Annotated in this window: 12 protein-coding genes and 1 other annotated feature (1 of these 13 running past the window's edge); of the genes, 6 read left to right on the top strand and 6 right to left on the bottom strand. The window is 39.1% G+C overall.

The features are described from left to right. Nucleotides 1–398: 398 nt before the first annotated feature. Nucleotides 399–2,546, bottom strand: a complete 2,148-nt coding sequence (locus LQ50_RS12705) for a cell division protein FtsA (RefSeq protein ID WP_034629853.1) — start codon at nucleotides 2,544–2,546, stop codon at nucleotides 399–401. 237 nt (nucleotides 2,547–2,783) lie between these two features. On the opposite strand from LQ50_RS12705, the gene LQ50_RS12700 reads away from it, so the two are divergent. The 5 genes from LQ50_RS12700 (at nucleotide 2,784) to LQ50_RS12680 (ending at nucleotide 7,772) form a co-directional block, all read left to right on the top strand. Next, entirely contained in the window at nucleotides 2,784–3,860 is a 1,077-nt protein-coding gene (locus tag LQ50_RS12700; RefSeq protein WP_034629851.1) for a bifunctional 3-deoxy-7-phosphoheptulonate synthase/chorismate mutase, read from the top strand. A gap of 357 nt (nucleotides 3,861–4,217) precedes the next feature. Continuing rightward, nucleotides 4,218–5,219, top strand: coding sequence for a catabolite control protein A (gene ccpA / locus LQ50_RS12695; RefSeq protein ID WP_034629849.1), 1,002 nt, complete (start codon nucleotides 4,218–4,220; stop codon nucleotides 5,217–5,219). A gap of 106 nt (nucleotides 5,220–5,325) precedes the next feature. Next, entirely contained in the window at nucleotides 5,326–6,138 is an 813-nt protein-coding gene (motP, locus tag LQ50_RS12690; protein ID WP_034629847.1) for a flagellar motor protein MotP, read from the top strand. Continuing rightward, complete coding sequence (gene motS, locus LQ50_RS12685) at nucleotides 6,125–6,892, top strand: flagellar motor protein MotS (RefSeq protein ID WP_034629846.1); 768 nt, start codon at nucleotides 6,125–6,127, stop codon at nucleotides 6,890–6,892. Before motP ends, motS begins: the two co-directional genes overlap by 14 nt. 178 nt (nucleotides 6,893–7,070) lie before the next feature. Beyond that, the gene (locus LQ50_RS12680; RefSeq protein WP_034629844.1) at nucleotides 7,071–7,772 is read left to right on the top strand and encodes a 5'-methylthioadenosine/adenosylhomocysteine nucleosidase; all 702 of its coding nucleotides are present in this window, start codon (nucleotides 7,071–7,073) and stop codon (nucleotides 7,770–7,772) included. A 62-nt stretch (nucleotides 7,773–7,834) separates the two neighbouring features. Here LQ50_RS12680 and LQ50_RS12675 read toward each other — a convergent pair whose 3' ends face one another. From LQ50_RS12675 to LQ50_RS12665, 3 genes are read right to left on the bottom strand one after another with little or no spacing between them, the layout of a single operon-like run. Continuing rightward, nucleotides 7,835–8,998 (bottom strand): acetoin utilization protein AcuC, encoded by a 1,164-nt coding sequence (locus LQ50_RS12675; protein WP_034629837.1) that lies wholly within the window; start codon nucleotides 8,996–8,998, stop codon nucleotides 7,835–7,837. Continuing rightward, nucleotides 8,998–9,639: an acetoin utilization AcuB family protein gene (locus tag LQ50_RS12670; protein ID WP_034629835.1), complete on the bottom strand. Its 642-nt coding sequence runs from the start codon at nucleotides 9,637–9,639 to the stop codon at nucleotides 8,998–9,000. The genes LQ50_RS12675 and LQ50_RS12670 overlap by 1 nt, the downstream gene beginning before the upstream one ends. Before the next feature lie 14 nt (nucleotides 9,640–9,653). Further along, the gene (locus LQ50_RS12665) at nucleotides 9,654–10,286 is read right to left on the bottom strand and encodes a GNAT family N-acetyltransferase (RefSeq protein ID WP_034629833.1); all 633 of its coding nucleotides are present in this window, start codon (nucleotides 10,284–10,286) and stop codon (nucleotides 9,654–9,656) included. Nucleotides 10,287–10,494: 208 nt separating this feature from the next. Here LQ50_RS12665 and acsA point away from each other — a divergent pair, with 208 nt between their 5' ends. Further along, nucleotides 10,495–12,210 (top strand): acetate--CoA ligase, encoded by a 1,716-nt coding sequence (gene acsA, locus LQ50_RS12660; RefSeq protein ID WP_034629831.1) that lies wholly within the window; start codon nucleotides 10,495–10,497, stop codon nucleotides 12,208–12,210. Between the two features lie 45 nt (nucleotides 12,211–12,255). Here acsA and LQ50_RS24340 read toward each other — a convergent pair whose 3' ends face one another. Next, nucleotides 12,256–12,885, bottom strand: coding sequence for a hypothetical protein (locus tag LQ50_RS24340; protein ID WP_052144732.1), 630 nt, complete (start codon nucleotides 12,883–12,885; stop codon nucleotides 12,256–12,258). Nucleotides 12,886–13,032: 147 nt separating this feature from the next. Beyond that, nucleotides 13,033–15,819: a transglycosylase domain-containing protein gene (locus tag LQ50_RS12650; protein WP_052144731.1), complete on the bottom strand. Its 2,787-nt coding sequence runs from the start codon at nucleotides 15,817–15,819 to the stop codon at nucleotides 13,033–13,035. Nucleotides 15,820–15,939: 120 nt separating this feature from the next. Next, nucleotides 15,940–16,083 (top strand) — a binding site (T-box leader); it runs 91 nt beyond the window's last position.

Genomic DNA, 16,083 nt, shown 5'->3' with positions numbered 1-16,083 from the left:
TAGCCAAAGGAAGGGAATGGCTCCCGTGCAGAAGGACCGAACGGAATTTGGGTAGTCAAAGGAAGGGAATGGCTCCCGTGCAGAAGGACCGAACCGGATTTGGGTAGTCAAAGGAAGGGAATGGCTCCCGTGCAGAAGGACCGAACCGGATTTGGGTAGTCAAAGGAAGGGAATGGCTCCCGTGCAGAAGGACCGAACGGAATTTGGGTAGTCAAAGGAAGGGGTTGGCTCCCGTGCAGAGGGACTGAACATGATTTGGGTAGTCAAAGGAAGGGAATGGCTCCCGTACGAAAGGAAAACGCGTATTCTGGGTAGCCAAATCTTCCTGTCCTTAAGTCTCTAATGTTCCTTTATAAAGAAAAAGCCGCATACACACATGCAGCGGCTTTTCTTATGTATTAAAATTCAACGGTGGAGATAATAACGGAATCGTTATGTGATAACGGGCTACTAAAACTGGCCTCTTCATCATTAATTTTTATAGACAGCCTTTTTCCTGATAAAGATGAAATCGAAAGGTCTATGTAGGCAAAAAGGTCTTGTAAAATAAAGGAATGGTCCGTATGCGATACATAAGTTAAGCAATCATTTGGAAGAAAGGCATCTTCTAAATGTAGTTTTGTTTTATCTCGGAACACGTCAACTAAATCCTTTGATAGACTGACTTGATGATCATTATACAACACAGAAATGGAATGCTGTGTTTTAATGCCTACTGAGTGCAGCAAATTCTCTATGGAACATTGCTTTAAAGCATGGTTTGCGTTGAAGTCGATGTTATCAAAACGATTCAATACATAATCTAGCGTTTGTTCATTGCCATTCACATAAGGTTTACATAGGTGACTTGCAAACTCAACTCTCTCATCATTCAACGTAACAATTATAGGTGAAGCATAGGAAAGATGTCCAAAGGAAGCCAACAATTCTCTAATTGTTTTAGATGGTTTTGTCGTAATCACATCTCGGTCATTTACGTAAGTGACAGGAGAAACCTCTTTCCCATTGACGAATATGGTAATAGGTAACACCAATTCTTCATTGTTAAATGTAATAGGTAATCCGGGAATATCCCCAAGTAGTTCGCCAATCGTAATAGTGGATGATGCCCCATCTGCACCTCTTTTTGCGATTAATTGATCATTCGCAAAAAGAGGCGTATCTAAAGATGTTGGTTGATCATTTTGTAACAAAGTGGGTGGAGATCCATGTTCGCCTGGGATGGAGATTAATTGATCACAAACGGTAACCATTAACGCAAGGCCAGGTCTTCCATAAAGTTTTGCGATATCAATCCCAGCAGCTAATAGACCATCACCAACCGTTAGTTTCTTCACGTCAAAGAGGCGAAGTGTTCGCTCATTCACCGTCACACTAATATATTCAATAGGATTCTCCTTAGCGGCAATAGCGATCCCAATAGGTGTTACGAGCTCTGGTCCATAACTTTGACTTTCTTGTATTTGCAATAGTTTAATGGCATCGGCTCCACGAATGGCAACTCGATTTTCTGCTAATCCGAGGATTTCTTGTAAATATTGAGGAAGTCTCGGTGTCAAACTTCCACCACCTACTAGCATAACAGCTTGAGGAGCACGGCCATTTAGTTGTAAAATCTCTGTCGCTATCGATTGAGCAAGATCTTGAATGGAACTTTTAACAGCATTAATGATTGTCTCTCTTTCATTAGTTACTTCATTACCTAATATATCTGTCATTTGAATATGTTCTTGTTCATTAAGTTCTCTTTTTACCCTTTCGGCATCAGGGAAATCCAATAAAAATTGGTCGCTGATGGCTTCGGTGATCTCATCTCCGGCTATTGGAACCATTCCGTAGGCGATGACGGTATTCTGATCAGTCAATGCAATGTCTGACGTACCGGCTCCAATATCGACTAATGCGACGTTTAATCGACGCATAGAAGGAGGGATTAACACATTTATTGCAGCGATCGGTTCAAGGGTTAGTGCCTCTAGCTCTAAATCGGCTCTTGTAAGGGCAGCGAGTAGGGACTCAACTACAACTTTCGGTAAAAAGGTTGCAATAACTTCGACTGAAGCCTCTTTTCCGCTTTGATCTAGCAAACTCCCAATCGTTTCTCCATCAAGTTGATAGGCAAGCACAGAGTAACCAACACAATAGTATTCTAAAGCGTCTTGTCCTTCTTTCTCATTAGCTAGCTGAAATTGAGCATTTTGGACCGCGCTTAATTCCAGATGGAGAAGGTCTTCTCGTGTAAGCATCGGTTTTGTTTCTATATGTATTGAATAGCGTGAACGTTTTGTTTTTAAAGAACGTCCAGCTGCTGCTACACATACTTTATGTAATGGACCATGTTTCTTTTCAAGAGACTCCTTAATATGTAGAATCACTTTTGCAACAGCAGGGACGTCATGGATTTGTCCATCAAGCATCGCCCGTTCATCATGTTCTTTTACTAGTTTATCAATTAATTCAAACTTTCCTTGATTCGGTTTAAGTAATAGACCAACAACAGAACGTGTTCCAATATCAAGGGCAAAAAGTGGTAATTCAGAGGACATGATTATAGCTCCTTCATGTGGGATTCGACCGCTAGATGACCACCGGTTTCCCAATTTTACTATCTACAGTGTACTAAAATTTAAATTGAAACGTAAGTACAAAGTATTTATTTTGCTTTATCGCTTAGAAGCATAAAAGCTTAAAAGCGTTAAAGAAAAAGTTCGTGACATTCTCTGAATTTTCATATATAATGAATTTTAAATACAAAGAGGCAAAGTAAAAGGGAGTGGAGAATAGTGAGCAACGATAAATTAGATGTGTTGAGAACAGAATTAGACGAGGTGAACTTAAAGCTTCTTGAAACAATCAATGAGCGAGCTCGTCTTGTTCAAGAGATTGGAAAAGTAAAAAGTACGCAAGGTGTTAATCGATTTGATCCTGTAAGAGAGCGTAGCATGCTTGACCATATTGCTGCAAATAATAAAGGTCCATTCGAAACATCAACATTACAACATTTATTTAAACAAATTTTCAAAGCGAGCCTCGAATTACAAGAAGAGGATAACAGTAAGGCATTGCTAGTTTCTCGTAAAAAACATCCTGAAAATACAGTAGTAGATTTAAAAGGTGTTATGATGGGCGATGGTCAGCAACGTCTTGTGATGGGGCCATGTGCAGTGGAGAGCTATGAGCAAGTATTAACGGTCGCAAAAGCTCTTAAAGAAAGAGGAATTAAATTGTTACGTGGAGGGGCATTTAAACCTCGTACGTCTCCATATGATTTCCAAGGCTTAGGTTTAGAAGGGCTAAAGATCTTAAAGCAGGTAGCTGATGAACTTGATATGGTCGTTATTAGTGAAATTGTCAATCCATCTGATATAGAAACTGCAGTGGAATATCTTGATGTAATTCAAATTGGTGCTCGCAACATGCAGAATTTTGAATTGTTAAAAGCTGCTGGTGCAGTAGATAAGCCAGTATTATTAAAACGAGGACTATCGGCAACCATTCAAGAGTTCATTCATGCGGCTGAATACATCGTAGCAAAAGGGAACAGCAATTTGATGTTATGTGAGCGTGGGATCCGCACGTACGAGACAGCGACTAGAAACACATTAGATATTTCAGCTGTTCCAATTTTAAAACAAGAGACTCACTTACCTGTGTTAGTTGATGTAACGCATTCTACAGGACGTCGTGATTTGCTTCTACCTACAGCTAAGGCTGCATTAGCGATCGGTGCAGATGCGGTCATGGCAGAGGTACATCCAGATCCTGCAGTTGCGTTATCTGATTCAGCACAGCAAATGGATATTCCTCAATTCAATAAATTTATTGATGATTTGCAAGCTTCGGGTTTGTATAAGGCGTAATAAAAGAGAAGTTTCTCAAATTCTGAATTAACAAAGGTGCAATAGCTCAGTCGTTATGCTCTTAGAGAGGAGAAACTAGCTCCTCTCAAAACTTGTAAAAGATGTAGCGGCTCTGCAAATTGCTTCGAGGATGTCCTAAAAGGTCAAAAGTAGACCTTTTAGGACATCCTCTCTTTTTGTCGATAAAAAGTGAAAAATGAAGAATGAACAGAGGTTTTTTTGAAAATACTATGAAAAATTTTTGAAGGTTGTCGATATAAATAGTGTAGAACATTGCGGACCTCTTCATAGTATCGTATGATATCTATACAATCATGAAAACGAAAAGTTTATTTTCAAAAATTAAGGAGGATCCTAGTGAATACAACAATTTATGATGTAGCAAGAGAAGCAGGTGTTTCAATGGCGACCGTTTCGCGTGTCGTTAACGGAAACCCTAATGTAAAACCAGCAACAAGAAAGAAAGTGTTAGAAGCGATTGAGAGACTTGGATATCGTCCCAATGCTGTAGCAAGAGGACTTGCTAGTAAAAGAACGACTACTGTTGGAGTAATTATTCCTGATATCTCTAGTATCTTTTTTGCCGAATTGGCTCGAGGAATAGAAGATATTGCCACGATGTATAAATACAACATTATTCTTTGTAACTCTGACCAAAACCAAGATAAGGAAATTCATTTAATTAATACGTTACTTGAAAAGCAAGTAGACGGAATTGTATTTATGGGTGGTCACATTACAGAAGAACATGTGGAACAATTTAAACGTTCACCAGTACCTGTTGTATTAGCGGCTACACTTGATGCTAATAGCGAAATTGCCTCAGTAAACATCGATTATAGACAAGCTGTATATGATGCGATTTCTAATTTAATCGAAAAGGGTCATAGTCGAATTGGGATGCTTTCTGGTACGCTTGATGACCCAGTCAACGGCTATCAGAAGTTCTTAGGCTATCGTGAAGCCATTGAAGGAGCGGGTCTTTCTTTTGATGAAGAATTAGTCGTCATAGGAGATTACACCTATGATTCAGGTATTGATGCAATGGAGTCATTTTTGAAGCTAGAAAACAAACCGTCTGTCATTTTTGCTTCAACAGATGAAATGGCATTAGGGGTTATTCATGGAGCACAGGATCACGGATTATCAATTCCGGATGACATAGAAGTGTTAGGGTTTGATAACACACGTTTAGCTACAATGGTTCGTCCGACCTTGTCTACAGTTGTTCAACCAATGTATGATATTGGCGCCGTTTCGATGCGATTATTAACGAAGCTAATGAACAAAGAAGAAGTAACGGAACATGTAGTAGTGCTCCCGCACCGAATTGAATTTAGACAATCAACGAAATCATAAGGGTAGCTGAGTTTGATTCTGGCAAACGAACTACGTTTGTATTCTTTCATACTTGCGTAGAATAGACGTACTCAGAACGGAATGAAGCGCCCACTGGGAGAGGATTATGAAAAAATTTGATATTATGACGCCAATAGGGATCTTGTTAGGTATGATTGTACTTCTATTGGCTGTCTTCTCAAACTCTGGACCATCTGGATTTATTTTCTTTATTCAGATCGCTTCAGTTCTTATTGTAATTGGAGGACTTGTATCAGCAATTATAATTACGTTTTCTTTGGCAGAATTAAAATTGGTTCCTAAAGTATTGGGCGAAGCGTTTCGTACTGAAAATCATGATTTAAACCATTTAATTGATACGTTTGTTGATCTTTCTTCGAAAGCGAGACGTGAAGGGTTATTAGCTTTAGAAGCAGGGTTGGATGAGGTTGATGATCCCTTTATTAAAAAAGGGGTTTTGCTTGCTGTAGATGGAATTGAGCCAGATGTCATTAAAGATATAATGATGGCAGAAGTGGTTGCAATGGAAGAAAGACATCGAAAAGGGCGGGCAATCATTGAAAAGGCAGGAGAATATGCACCAGCTTGGGGAATGATTGGAACGCTAGTTGGTCTTGTTCTGATGCTTCAAAATTTAAATGACCCTGCAACACTTGGACCGAATATGGCTGTAGCATTATTAACGACACTTTATGGAACAGTTTTAGCCAATTTAGTCTTTTTGCCTATGTCAACAAAATTAGCGAACAAAACCGATGAAGAAGTGTTTATAAAGCAAATCATTATTGAGGGTGTCATTGGTGTTCAATCTGGACAAAATCCAAAAGTTTTACAAGAGAAATTAAGTGCTTTTTCAGTTAGCAATAAAAAAGCAAAAAATGAAGAAGATCTTCTAGGTGAAGAAAATGTTGCCTCGTAAGCGTCAGCGTCAACAGGAAAAAGGTGCTCCAAAGTGGATGGTAACATTTTCAGATCTTATGACCCTCATATTAGTCTTTTTCATTTTGCTATTTTCGATGTCAGTTGTTGACGCGCAGAAGTTTAGAGCGATTGCAGATTCTTTTAATCAAAGGCAAATCTTTGAGTACATGCCATCAGCGATTGAATTTGACAATCCAAGTGATGAACGCATGGAAGAGATAAAAGACCCGTTTGATGAAGAAGAGTTTGATGTGGAATCAGAGTCTGATGCATCCAATGCTGCAATGGACGAGCTGTTAAAAGAAGTGAATGAATTTCTAGAGGAAAATGAGTTAACTGAATTGATTTCTGCAACAAGAGATGACCGTGGTGTCGTGTTAGTATTACAAGAACGAACACTGTTTGAAACAGCCGAAGCTGAATTACTTCCTGAAGCGGAACCATTTTTAAGTAAAGTTGGCACTTTGCTAAGAGCAATTCCAAATAGTGTAAAGGTTGAAGGACACACTGATAGCAGGCCGATTTCAACTTACCGTTATCCGTCTAACTGGGAACTCTCAGGTGCTAGAGCAAGTAGTGTGATTCGCTTTTTAATCGAGACACATAATCTAGAGCCTGACCGTTTTATCGCTACAGGTTATGGAGATACGCGCCCCGTTGTTCCTAATACCACTGTTGAAAATTTACAATTAAATCGTCGAGTAGTGATCGTGATTTCTGACCCTACTCATGATGACGGTGACACATATTAAAGTGACTAAACAAGTAATCACTAGATAATAATGATCGTAAGATGCTTTGATCTTGGTGCTTCTTTACGGTATATTGTGTATGCTAGGTAGGATTACAGTGGAGATATGAAAAGCTGCAATTTAACTTTTTATGATCTCCCTATTAGTCACTTTTTTTCTGTTCTCATAGGAGGGTAAAATGAAAATTGGAATTATTGGTGCAATGAATGAAGAAATTGAAAGAATGAAATCAGAAATGAATGTTACGGCTACACATACAATTGCTACGGTCACGTTCTATGAAGGAACGATGCATGAGCAGGATATTGTTTTATGTAAGAGCGGAGTGGGGAAAGTAAATGCTGCTTTGACAACTCAAATCCTTATTGATAAATTTGCGATTTCTTATCTTCTTTTTACGGGAGTTGCAGGAGCTGTCGATGAGTCGTTAGATGTAGGAGATTTAGTTATATCAACGAGTGCGATGCAGCATGATCTTGATGTTACAGCATTAGGCTTTAAAAAAGGACAGATTCCGTATTTCGAGGGGACATCTGACTTTCAGGCTGATAAGAAACTTGTAAAAATCGCAGTACGTGCAGCAGAGGATGCAATGAAACGACATATTGTGCAAGGTAGAATTGTTAGTGGAGATCAATTTATTGCTGATCATGAATATGTAAAAGGCTTGCGTGAGGAATTTACTGCAACCTGTGTTGAAATGGAAGGAGCAGCGGTAGCTCAAGCAGCCGTGATGAATGGCGTACCTTTTGTCATTATTCGCTCAATGTCAGACAAAGCAAATGGTGAAGCATCACTTAGCTTTCAAGAGTTCACAGAGCTTGCAAGTGAGCAATCGCATCTTCTTGTTTCAAACATGGTGAAGATGTTAAACGAATAACGAACAAAGACTGAAAAGGGAAAAAGGAGGCGCCCTTTTCAGTCTTCTTTCATATGCTAGGGTCATCTTTTTTTCTCATTTCTAATATGAAATAAGGCTTTTTCTAAAGTTTTTTTGTTTTTATCTGTAATTTCAGGTTTGCGAGGAATAGTTGGTACGATATTATTATCGATCCATGATCTAGGTAGCGGATCTTCTGATTGTTCGGACCATTGTTGAATCCAAGATAATGGAAGTTCTTTTTCCGTAAGGTTCAGTTGGTTCGTCATTGTAAGCCAAATATAGGCCCAAGCTCTAGGCACGACTCTCCAAATATCATACCCACCACCGCCTACGGCAATCCATCTGCCATCACAATATTCATGAGCTAATTCATGTGCTAGTTTAGGTATAAATTTATACGTTTCGATTGTTGAGCAAAGATGTGTTAATGGATCATAGTGATGCGCATCTGCACCATTTTGTGTCAGGATGACATCGGGCTGAAAAAACTCAACTACCTCACGAAAAGCAGTTTCATAAACCTCTAGAAAGGACTCGTCTTCTGTAAAGGCATCGACAGGTACATTAATCGAGAAGCCATAGCCTTTTCCCGAGCCTTTTTCGTGTACTTGTCCTGTTCCAGGAAAGAGGTAGCGGCCTGTTTCGTGAATACTAAGTGTACAAACATCTGGATCATCATAAAAGGACCACTGGACGCCATCTCCATGGTGGGCATCCGTATCCACATATAATACTCGTGCGCCATATTTTTGTTTCATATATTCAATGGCGATTGAACTATCGTTGTAAATACAAAAGCCCGATGCTTTTCCTTTAAACCCATGATGCAAACCGCCACCAAGATGCAGCGCATGATTAGCCCTTCCCGACATGACTTCATCAACCGCTTGCAATGTACCACCGACAAGTAAGGCTGCCGCTTCATGCATATGTGGAAAAATCGGAGTATCCTCCGTTCCAAGTCCATAATTTGCAGCAATCGCTTCGTCCAACAGTCCTTTACTAGCAGATTGAACGGCTTCTATAAATGCTTCATCATGAATTAAGGCAATCTCACTATCTGTAGCTAGCCGTGGAGGGAGAATTACGTTTGCATCCAATGCTTGTAAACTTGTTAACAAATCATATGTAAGTTGAAGCCGTAAGTGGTTAAAGGGATGTTTTTCATTAAAACGGTAAGCAAGTTGTTCATTCGAGAAAATAAATACCGCATCTTTTTTCATCATAGAATCCTCGGCTCACTAGGCCAAATGACATCATACCCTTTTTCCTCAATCACTTTAACCACTTTTCTTGGATCCATTGTTTGGATTCTAAATACAAGTATTTTAAAAGCTGGATCTGGATGAGGATAAACTAAAACACTTGTAATGTTCATATTTAATTCTTTAAAAATAGCAGCAATATCAGAGAGTTTTCCGGTTATATTTTCAACTTTTACTTCAATGTGAGAGCTAGGTTGATGGGCTCCCATTAACTCTACTAAAGTATGGAGCATGTCGGTTTCTGTAACGATTCCAACTAATTTTTCATCATCTAAAATAGGTAAACATCCTATGTGATGTTCATAGAAAAGGGTTGATACTTCCTCAACAAAATCAAGTGGATGGGCTGTAATAACGTTTTGTTTCATGATAGATGAGATAGGCTTTAAAAAATCTTCTAGGTGATCGGTAAAATGAAAAATTGATGGACTTGCATCTCGAATATCACTATCCGATACGATTCCGACAAGCTTCTTTTTGTCATCTACAATAGGAATGTGCCGAAATTGGTGGAGCTCAAGCAGTTGCATTGCTTCTTTAATCGTTGATGTTTCAGTAAGAGTGATAACATTACGTTTCATAATATGTTCTATAATCATTGATAGACACCACCTTAGTACATAAATCGATTTTGAAAGCGAAGTTGATCAAATTGCTGAATGGAGTTTGTATCCACTCTTTTTCCAATTCGTGCCATTAAACAATTTGCTGGGTGGGAACAAATTTCAGGATCATCCGTTGCAAACCATTCTAAGCCGCCCGCATTCATCATTTTTTCCATTACTTTTCGATAATCCCAAACGTCTAGACCACTGCCTTTTAAATCCCAATGCCAATAATATTCAGTTGTAATAATAATATAATCTTCCATCGCATCATCTAGGACGGATAATCTCAGGAGATTTTTACCAATTTGAACTCCGCGATATTCTGGCGCAATTTCAATGGCACCAAGTTCGATTAAATTATCCATCTTTCCTTCAGACCAACGTTCCATAGGGTCAGGGTATACAAATGTAACGTAACCAACAATCATATTGCCATCTCGAACAACATTAATTCGACCTTCTGGCAAATCAGCAATTTCTACTAATGCTTCTTTTTGTTGAGCGGGGGGGCGAAAAGCAACAAGACCTGAATGGAAGCCATAAGATTGTAAAGATTTAGAAGAAATGGGGCCTTCTAATATAAGTGTTCGATCTTCAAACGGAACTTCCAATGAGTAATATGTCTTTTGATGAATCATGATTATGTAACCACCTTTACAAAGCCTATTCCGTTATATTATACATGATGTTGGCACACTAGTGACAAAACGTCATTGATTTGTCAAGAAAACGCTTAATAATACTTTTTTCCTAAAAAATGGCTAATTCTAAAATTTGAAATTGATATAATATTCTGGATGTATTATACTATAAAGTGAAACTACATAAAAGAGAGGAAGAGGTATTATGAATGTGCAAGCGCTTCCATCTGTAAGGGGAAATCACAATTTAGAAAGCTATGAACAGACTGCACAGTCTTTCGACTGGAAGACAACAGAAGCACAGTTTACATGGAGTAAAACAGGAAATGTAAATCTAGCTTACGAAGCGATTGACCGTCATGTTGAAGAAGGCAAATCTAGTAAAGTAGCTCTTTACTATAGTGATGCAAAACGAGATGAGCAATATACATTTGCTGACATGAAAACATATTCAAATAAAGCTGGTAATGTCTTGCGAGAGGCAGGGGTTGAAAAAGGCGATCGCGTTTTTATCTTTATGCCGCGTTCACCTGAGCTATACTTCTCTGTTCTTGGTGCAATCAAATTAGGAGCCATTGTTGGGCCTTTGTTTGAAGCATTTATGGAAGGAGCTGTTCGCGATCGTTTAGAAGATAGTGAGGCGAAGGTGCTCATTACAACGCCAGCTTTATTAGAGCGCGTTCCTGTTGACGATCTTCCTCATCTAGAAACGGTTTTTATTGTGGATGAATCACATGAAGAGAATGGCTGCTATTTAAACTTATTAACTCGCTTAAATGCTGCAAGTGAGGAACTTGATATTGAGTGGGTTGATCGTGAAGATGGCCTAATTTTACACTACACATCCGGATCAACTGGAAAGCCAAAAGGTGTCTTGCATGTGCATAATGCCATGCTACAGCACTATCAAACAGCAAAATGGGTATTAGATTTAAAGGATGATGACGTATATTGGTGTACGGCTGATCCAGGTTGGGTAACAGGAACATCTTATGGGATTTTCGGTCCTTGGTTAGTTGGAGTGACAAATGTCATTCGTGGTGGACGATTTAGTCCGCAAGATTGGTATGAAACGTTAGAAAAATATAAAGTGTCGGTTTGGTATAGTGCACCAACAGCATTTAGAATGTTAATGAGTGCTGGGGATGAGGTCGTAAAGAAATATGACCTTTCAAACCTACGCCACATGTTAAGTGTGGGTGAGCCACTTAACCCAGAAGTTGTCCGTTGGGGTAAGAAAGTATTTGACCTTCGTATTCATGATACGTGGTGGATGACAGAAACAGGGGCACAAGTCATTTGTAACTATCCATCAATGGACGTCCGTCCTGGCTCAATGGGGAAACCTATTCCAGGAGTGAAAGCGGCGATTATTGATGATAAAGGCAATGAGCTGCCACCTAATCGCATGGGAAATCTTGCTATTAAAAAGGGCTGGCCATCGATGATGCGAGCAGTTTGGAAAAACGAAGAGAAATACAACAGTTACTTTGAAATTGACGGTTGGTATGTCTCTGGAGACTCGGCATATATGGACGAAGATGGCTACTTCTGGTTCCAAGGTAGAATTGATGATGTTATCATGACTTCTGGTGAAAGAGTAGGACCATTTGAAGTTGAAAGTAAACTTGTCGAACACCCTGCCGTTGCAGAAGCTGGTGTTATTGGTAAGCCTGATCCTGTGCGAGGAGAAATTATTAAAGCGTTTGTTGCCCTAAGAGATGGTTATGAAGTAACAGATGAGCTAAAAGAAGATATCCGTAACTTTGTTAAAAAAGGTCTCGCTGCACATGCAGCTCCACGTGAAATTGAATTTAGAGCTAAATTACCGAAGACACGTAGTGGTAAGATCATGAGACGTGTGCTTAAAGCATGGGAATTAGATTTACCAACTGGTGACTTATCAACAATGGAAGATTAATAATGCAAAAGCCTACACCAATTCTGGTGTAGGCCTTTACTAGTTTTATTCATCAAGCACGATAATCATATGTGGTGTTGTTTGAGCTGGAATGCTTCGAGTTGTGATTGTATATGAAACAACTAAGGTCTTATCGATAATGTCAGCTTCGTCTAACGCCTCTCCATTGCTATTAACAATAACCGTATCGCTACTAATGTGTAACTTAAGTTCATTGTCTTCACTTACTAAATGTTGATCAAATTTGCTAACTTTTGATTGCTTCATTAAAGACTCTTCTCCAACAATAATTATTTCTGGTGTGATTGTTGGCGGATAAATCATTGGAATTGGTTTGTCCTTGTCATAATAGATGGTTACGAATTGCCCTTCAATTATTTCTGAATTAAGTTGGTCTGTTTCTGTTGAAGCGATAACCGTTTCATCGTCAATAGGAAAAATCATTTCTGATGAATCATCTTCCACAATAATAGTTGTAGAGCTTTCAGTGTTCTCCACCTTTGCAATGACTCCAGTAAATGAGAGGAATTTGGCTTCCGAACCATTCTCTTCGATACTTGTACTTTGATATTCATTCCCTTCAGTTGGTCCGGTGGCATTTGCTACTACTAGATAGCCGGTGAATACGCCACCAATTATTAGGGAACTGACTGCTAGTAATTTTATCTTTCTCATAATATCACTCCTTATATCTACTTATAGAACGATAAAAACGAGAGAATCGTTTCAGCTTTAACGTTTTATATAAAAAAATGCACCACCAATAGTTTGGGGTGCATGTGAAAATTTGAGATAGACGTTTGTTGTCGGATACAATGAGGATTAATCGTCATCCTCTTCGTCTTTTTCGTCCTCTTTGTCCTCTTTATCTTCTTTATCCTCATCCTCTTCTTTTTCTTCTGGTTCCGGTTCAGGAGAATAATTCTTTCCTTCTACGATTGAAGAAGCAGAAGATTCACGTCCGGCTGCATCAACTGCCGTAACGTAATAAGAGTAGTTTTTCCCGTTCACATTAAAAGTGGTAGATTCATTTCCTCTAACGTGATTGTATAAACGGTAATCTGTACTTTCGTTTTCAGCTCTGTAAATTCGGTACCCAACAATATCACTATCTGAGTGTTTAGACCATGATAGTTTATCACTGCTTAACTTGACTCCACTTACAGCACCGGGAGTGTTTCCATTGTCTGGAGCTTTTTTATCTGGAATTAAGTTCTTCATATTGTCTGGTAGGTACTTCGAAATGTCGCCAATCCCTGAAATGTCATCTGAAACCATTACGCCTTCTTGGGTAAATTCAGAAGGAGTGTTCGATAGGGCTAAAAAGTTCTTTCCGTTAATTGTTACATAGCGGGCACTTTCTAAACTATCATCTGTTTTACTTGGAACAAATCTCGCATCAAATAAATCGGTTGTTACAAGTCCTGCTTGTTGACAGATAGATGATGGGAGAAGCCCAGTTAAACTACAAATCGAACGAGATACAATCCCATCAGGGCGTGCAAAGCGTTCACCTGGAGCCATTAGCTCTGGATTTTGACTGTGGGCTGCATTAGCGATATTAGCCCAAATTTGTTGTGTTCTTGGTCCATATCGTAATCCGTTAACCGTAGTAGAGATTTGTTCTCCTCTGTCGTACCCAATCCAGACTCCTAATGTCACATTTGGATTTGTACCAACGAACCACGAATCACGCGTATTACTAGTCGTACCTGTTTTTCCAGCCCAATCAGCAGAGAAGTTTAGTCTTCTTGGTAAAGTACTTGCCGTTCCTCCTGATTTTAATACGTCTCTAAGCATATCTAACGTAAGGTAAGAGGCTTGAGGGCTGAACACATCTACTTCAGAAGGTTCATGCTCATAAATTACTTCTCCGTCTGCTGTTTCAATCTTTTCAATCATATAGGATTTGACGAATTTTCCACCATTAGCAAAAGTAGCATACGCATTCGTGTTTTGTTCAACGGTTACGTTGTTATCTGTTGAACCAAGTGGAGCTGATGGATAAGGCTCAGCACTATTAAGTTCAAATCCTAGCTTTTGTAAAATATCTCGAGATTGGTCATGTGGTACCATTAAGAATGAACGAACAGCTGGGATGTTTCGTGATCTTGCAAGAGATTGTCTAACCGAAACCAATCCTTGATGTCCGTTATCAAAGTTTGTAATAGGTCGACCACCATTAGGATAATTTGTTGGAATATCTGGAACGACAATTCCTGGTTGAATAGCTCCAATATCCAAGGCTGGAGCATAGGCTAGTAATGGCTTCATGGTAGAGCCATTTTGTCTATATGCACCAGTAGCTCGGTTAAATTCTCTTCCGTATACTTCCTCACGACCACCAACAAAGCCTTTAATGGCTCCGGTGTGATTTTCAATTAATACAGCACCGACTTCTTCTTGTTGACCGTTTTTCTCAGGTCCAAAAAGGTTATCTGTTTTAACAGCATCTTGCATGGCATTATAAATATCTTCGTCAATAGTTGTGTGAATATGATAACCATTATTTCTTAATGCCGTTCTAGCTTCCTGTTTATACGTTTCTTCCACTTCAAGAAGCTCTTCTGTACTCAGTTCTGCAAGATCTTGTTCACTGTCATTTAACATTTGCTCTGCTAATACATCTGCTGCACGGCTTAACACTTCATTCGTTAAATACGGATATTTCTCGATTGGAGCCGGTGTTCTTTCCGTGAAATCACCTGCGATGTCATAACTAAGGGCATCTTCTAGTTCTTCTTCTGATATAAAACCAGACTCATGCATTCTTGAAAGAACCGTTCTCATTCGGTTCATGCTTGGGTCTAGGTTTTCTTTTACTTCGCCACCAGGTAAGAAAGGGGTATACCCAAACGGACTTTGTGGCAAACCAGCAATATAGGCTGCTTGCGGAATAGACAAATCACTGGCATCTACCCCAAATATGCCATTTGCTGCTGCTTGAACTCCAGCAATTTGACGGCCAGAAGAATTTCGTCCAAATGGAACGATGTTTAGGTACGCTTCTAGAATTTCATCTTTTTCTAAAAAGTGTTCCAAGCGCATAGCAAGTAAGATTTCGGTAGCTTTACGATCGAAAGAAACCTCGCTGGTTAAAATCTGATTTTTGACTAGCTGTTGAGTTAGTGTACTTCCGCCTGTTTGTAAGGAGGAGTTAGCGAATTCTTGGAATGTTGCACGCATAATTGCTTTAGGCACAACACCTTCGTGTTCGTAAAAATACTCATCTTCTGTTGCGATAATGGCATTTTTTAGATGTGAAGATATGTCCTCTAATGCAACTTGGTAACGTTCAATGTCAGAAGGCAATTCACCTAAGTACCGATCATCAGCAAAGTAGGCGACACTTGTTTCTTCATAATCATAAATTTGTGTTCGCATTTCATCGGCTGATTGCAATGGTTCATCTTTGACTAATGCTGCGAAATAACCAGCTGCAGTTCCGCCAATAAAGAAGAGCGTCATACATCCGACAAGTAAGAATACTAAAAATAAGTTCCAAAACACTTGGTATGTAATGCCGATCTTACGAAATACTTTTAACTCATGTAATGTTCGCGGAAGCCTTTTAAGCTTCTCTATAAATGATGATTCGTTATTATTCATAGCAAACCTCCCATATATCCGTAAATATTATATCATACGGTGTCGAATGTCGATATGGTATAAATAGGATTGACAATATCATTTTGTTATGATAAAAAAGAAACATTGAAATTAAATATAAAAAAAGCGAAGAATGATCGAAGTAGTCCTTATCTTCCCTGTACAAGAGAGCTAATGGATGGTGTGAATTAGCACATAAGGTTAGGATGAATTACAATCAGGAGCTTTCTTTGTGATAAGCAAAGAACGGGTACACCGTTAAAT

The organism is Halalkalibacter okhensis (genome assembly GCF_000787375.1).
Classification (GTDB): Bacteria; Bacillota; Bacilli; order Bacillales; family Bacillaceae_D; genus Halalkalibacter; species Halalkalibacter okhensis.
The sequence above is the reverse complement of the archived record's forward strand: the minus strand, read 5'-3'. Positions and strand labels throughout refer to the sequence as shown.

Excerpts from the sequence above, each read along its gene's own strand:
- LQ50_RS12670 (WP_034629835.1), bottom strand. The coding sequence starts at position 9,639 with ATGATTATAGAACATATTATGAAACGTAATGTTATCACTCTTACTGAA.
- LQ50_RS12675 (WP_034629837.1), bottom strand. The coding sequence starts at position 8,998 with ATGAAAAAAGATGCGGTATTTATTTTCTCGAATGAACAACTTGCTTAC.
- motS (WP_034629846.1), top strand. The coding sequence starts at position 6,125 with ATGTTGCCTCGTAAGCGTCAGCGTCAACAGGAAAAAGGTGCTCCAAAG.
- acsA (WP_034629831.1), top strand. The coding sequence starts at position 10,495 with ATGAATGTGCAAGCGCTTCCATCTGTAAGGGGAAATCACAATTTAGAA.
- LQ50_RS12650 (WP_052144731.1), bottom strand. The coding sequence starts at position 15,819 with ATGAATAATAACGAATCATCATTTATAGAGAAGCTTAAAAGGCTTCCG.
- LQ50_RS24340 (WP_052144732.1), bottom strand. The coding sequence starts at position 12,885 with ATGAGAAAGATAAAATTACTAGCAGTCAGTTCCCTAATAATTGGTGGC.
- motP (WP_034629847.1), top strand. The coding sequence starts at position 5,326 with ATGAAAAAATTTGATATTATGACGCCAATAGGGATCTTGTTAGGTATG.
- LQ50_RS12705 (WP_034629853.1), bottom strand. The coding sequence starts at position 2,546 with ATGTCCTCTGAATTACCACTTTTTGCCCTTGATATTGGAACACGTTCT.
- LQ50_RS12665 (WP_034629833.1), bottom strand. The coding sequence starts at position 10,286 with ATGATTCATCAAAAGACATATTACTCATTGGAAGTTCCGTTTGAAGAT.
- LQ50_RS12680 (WP_034629844.1), top strand. The coding sequence starts at position 7,071 with ATGAAAATTGGAATTATTGGTGCAATGAATGAAGAAATTGAAAGAATG.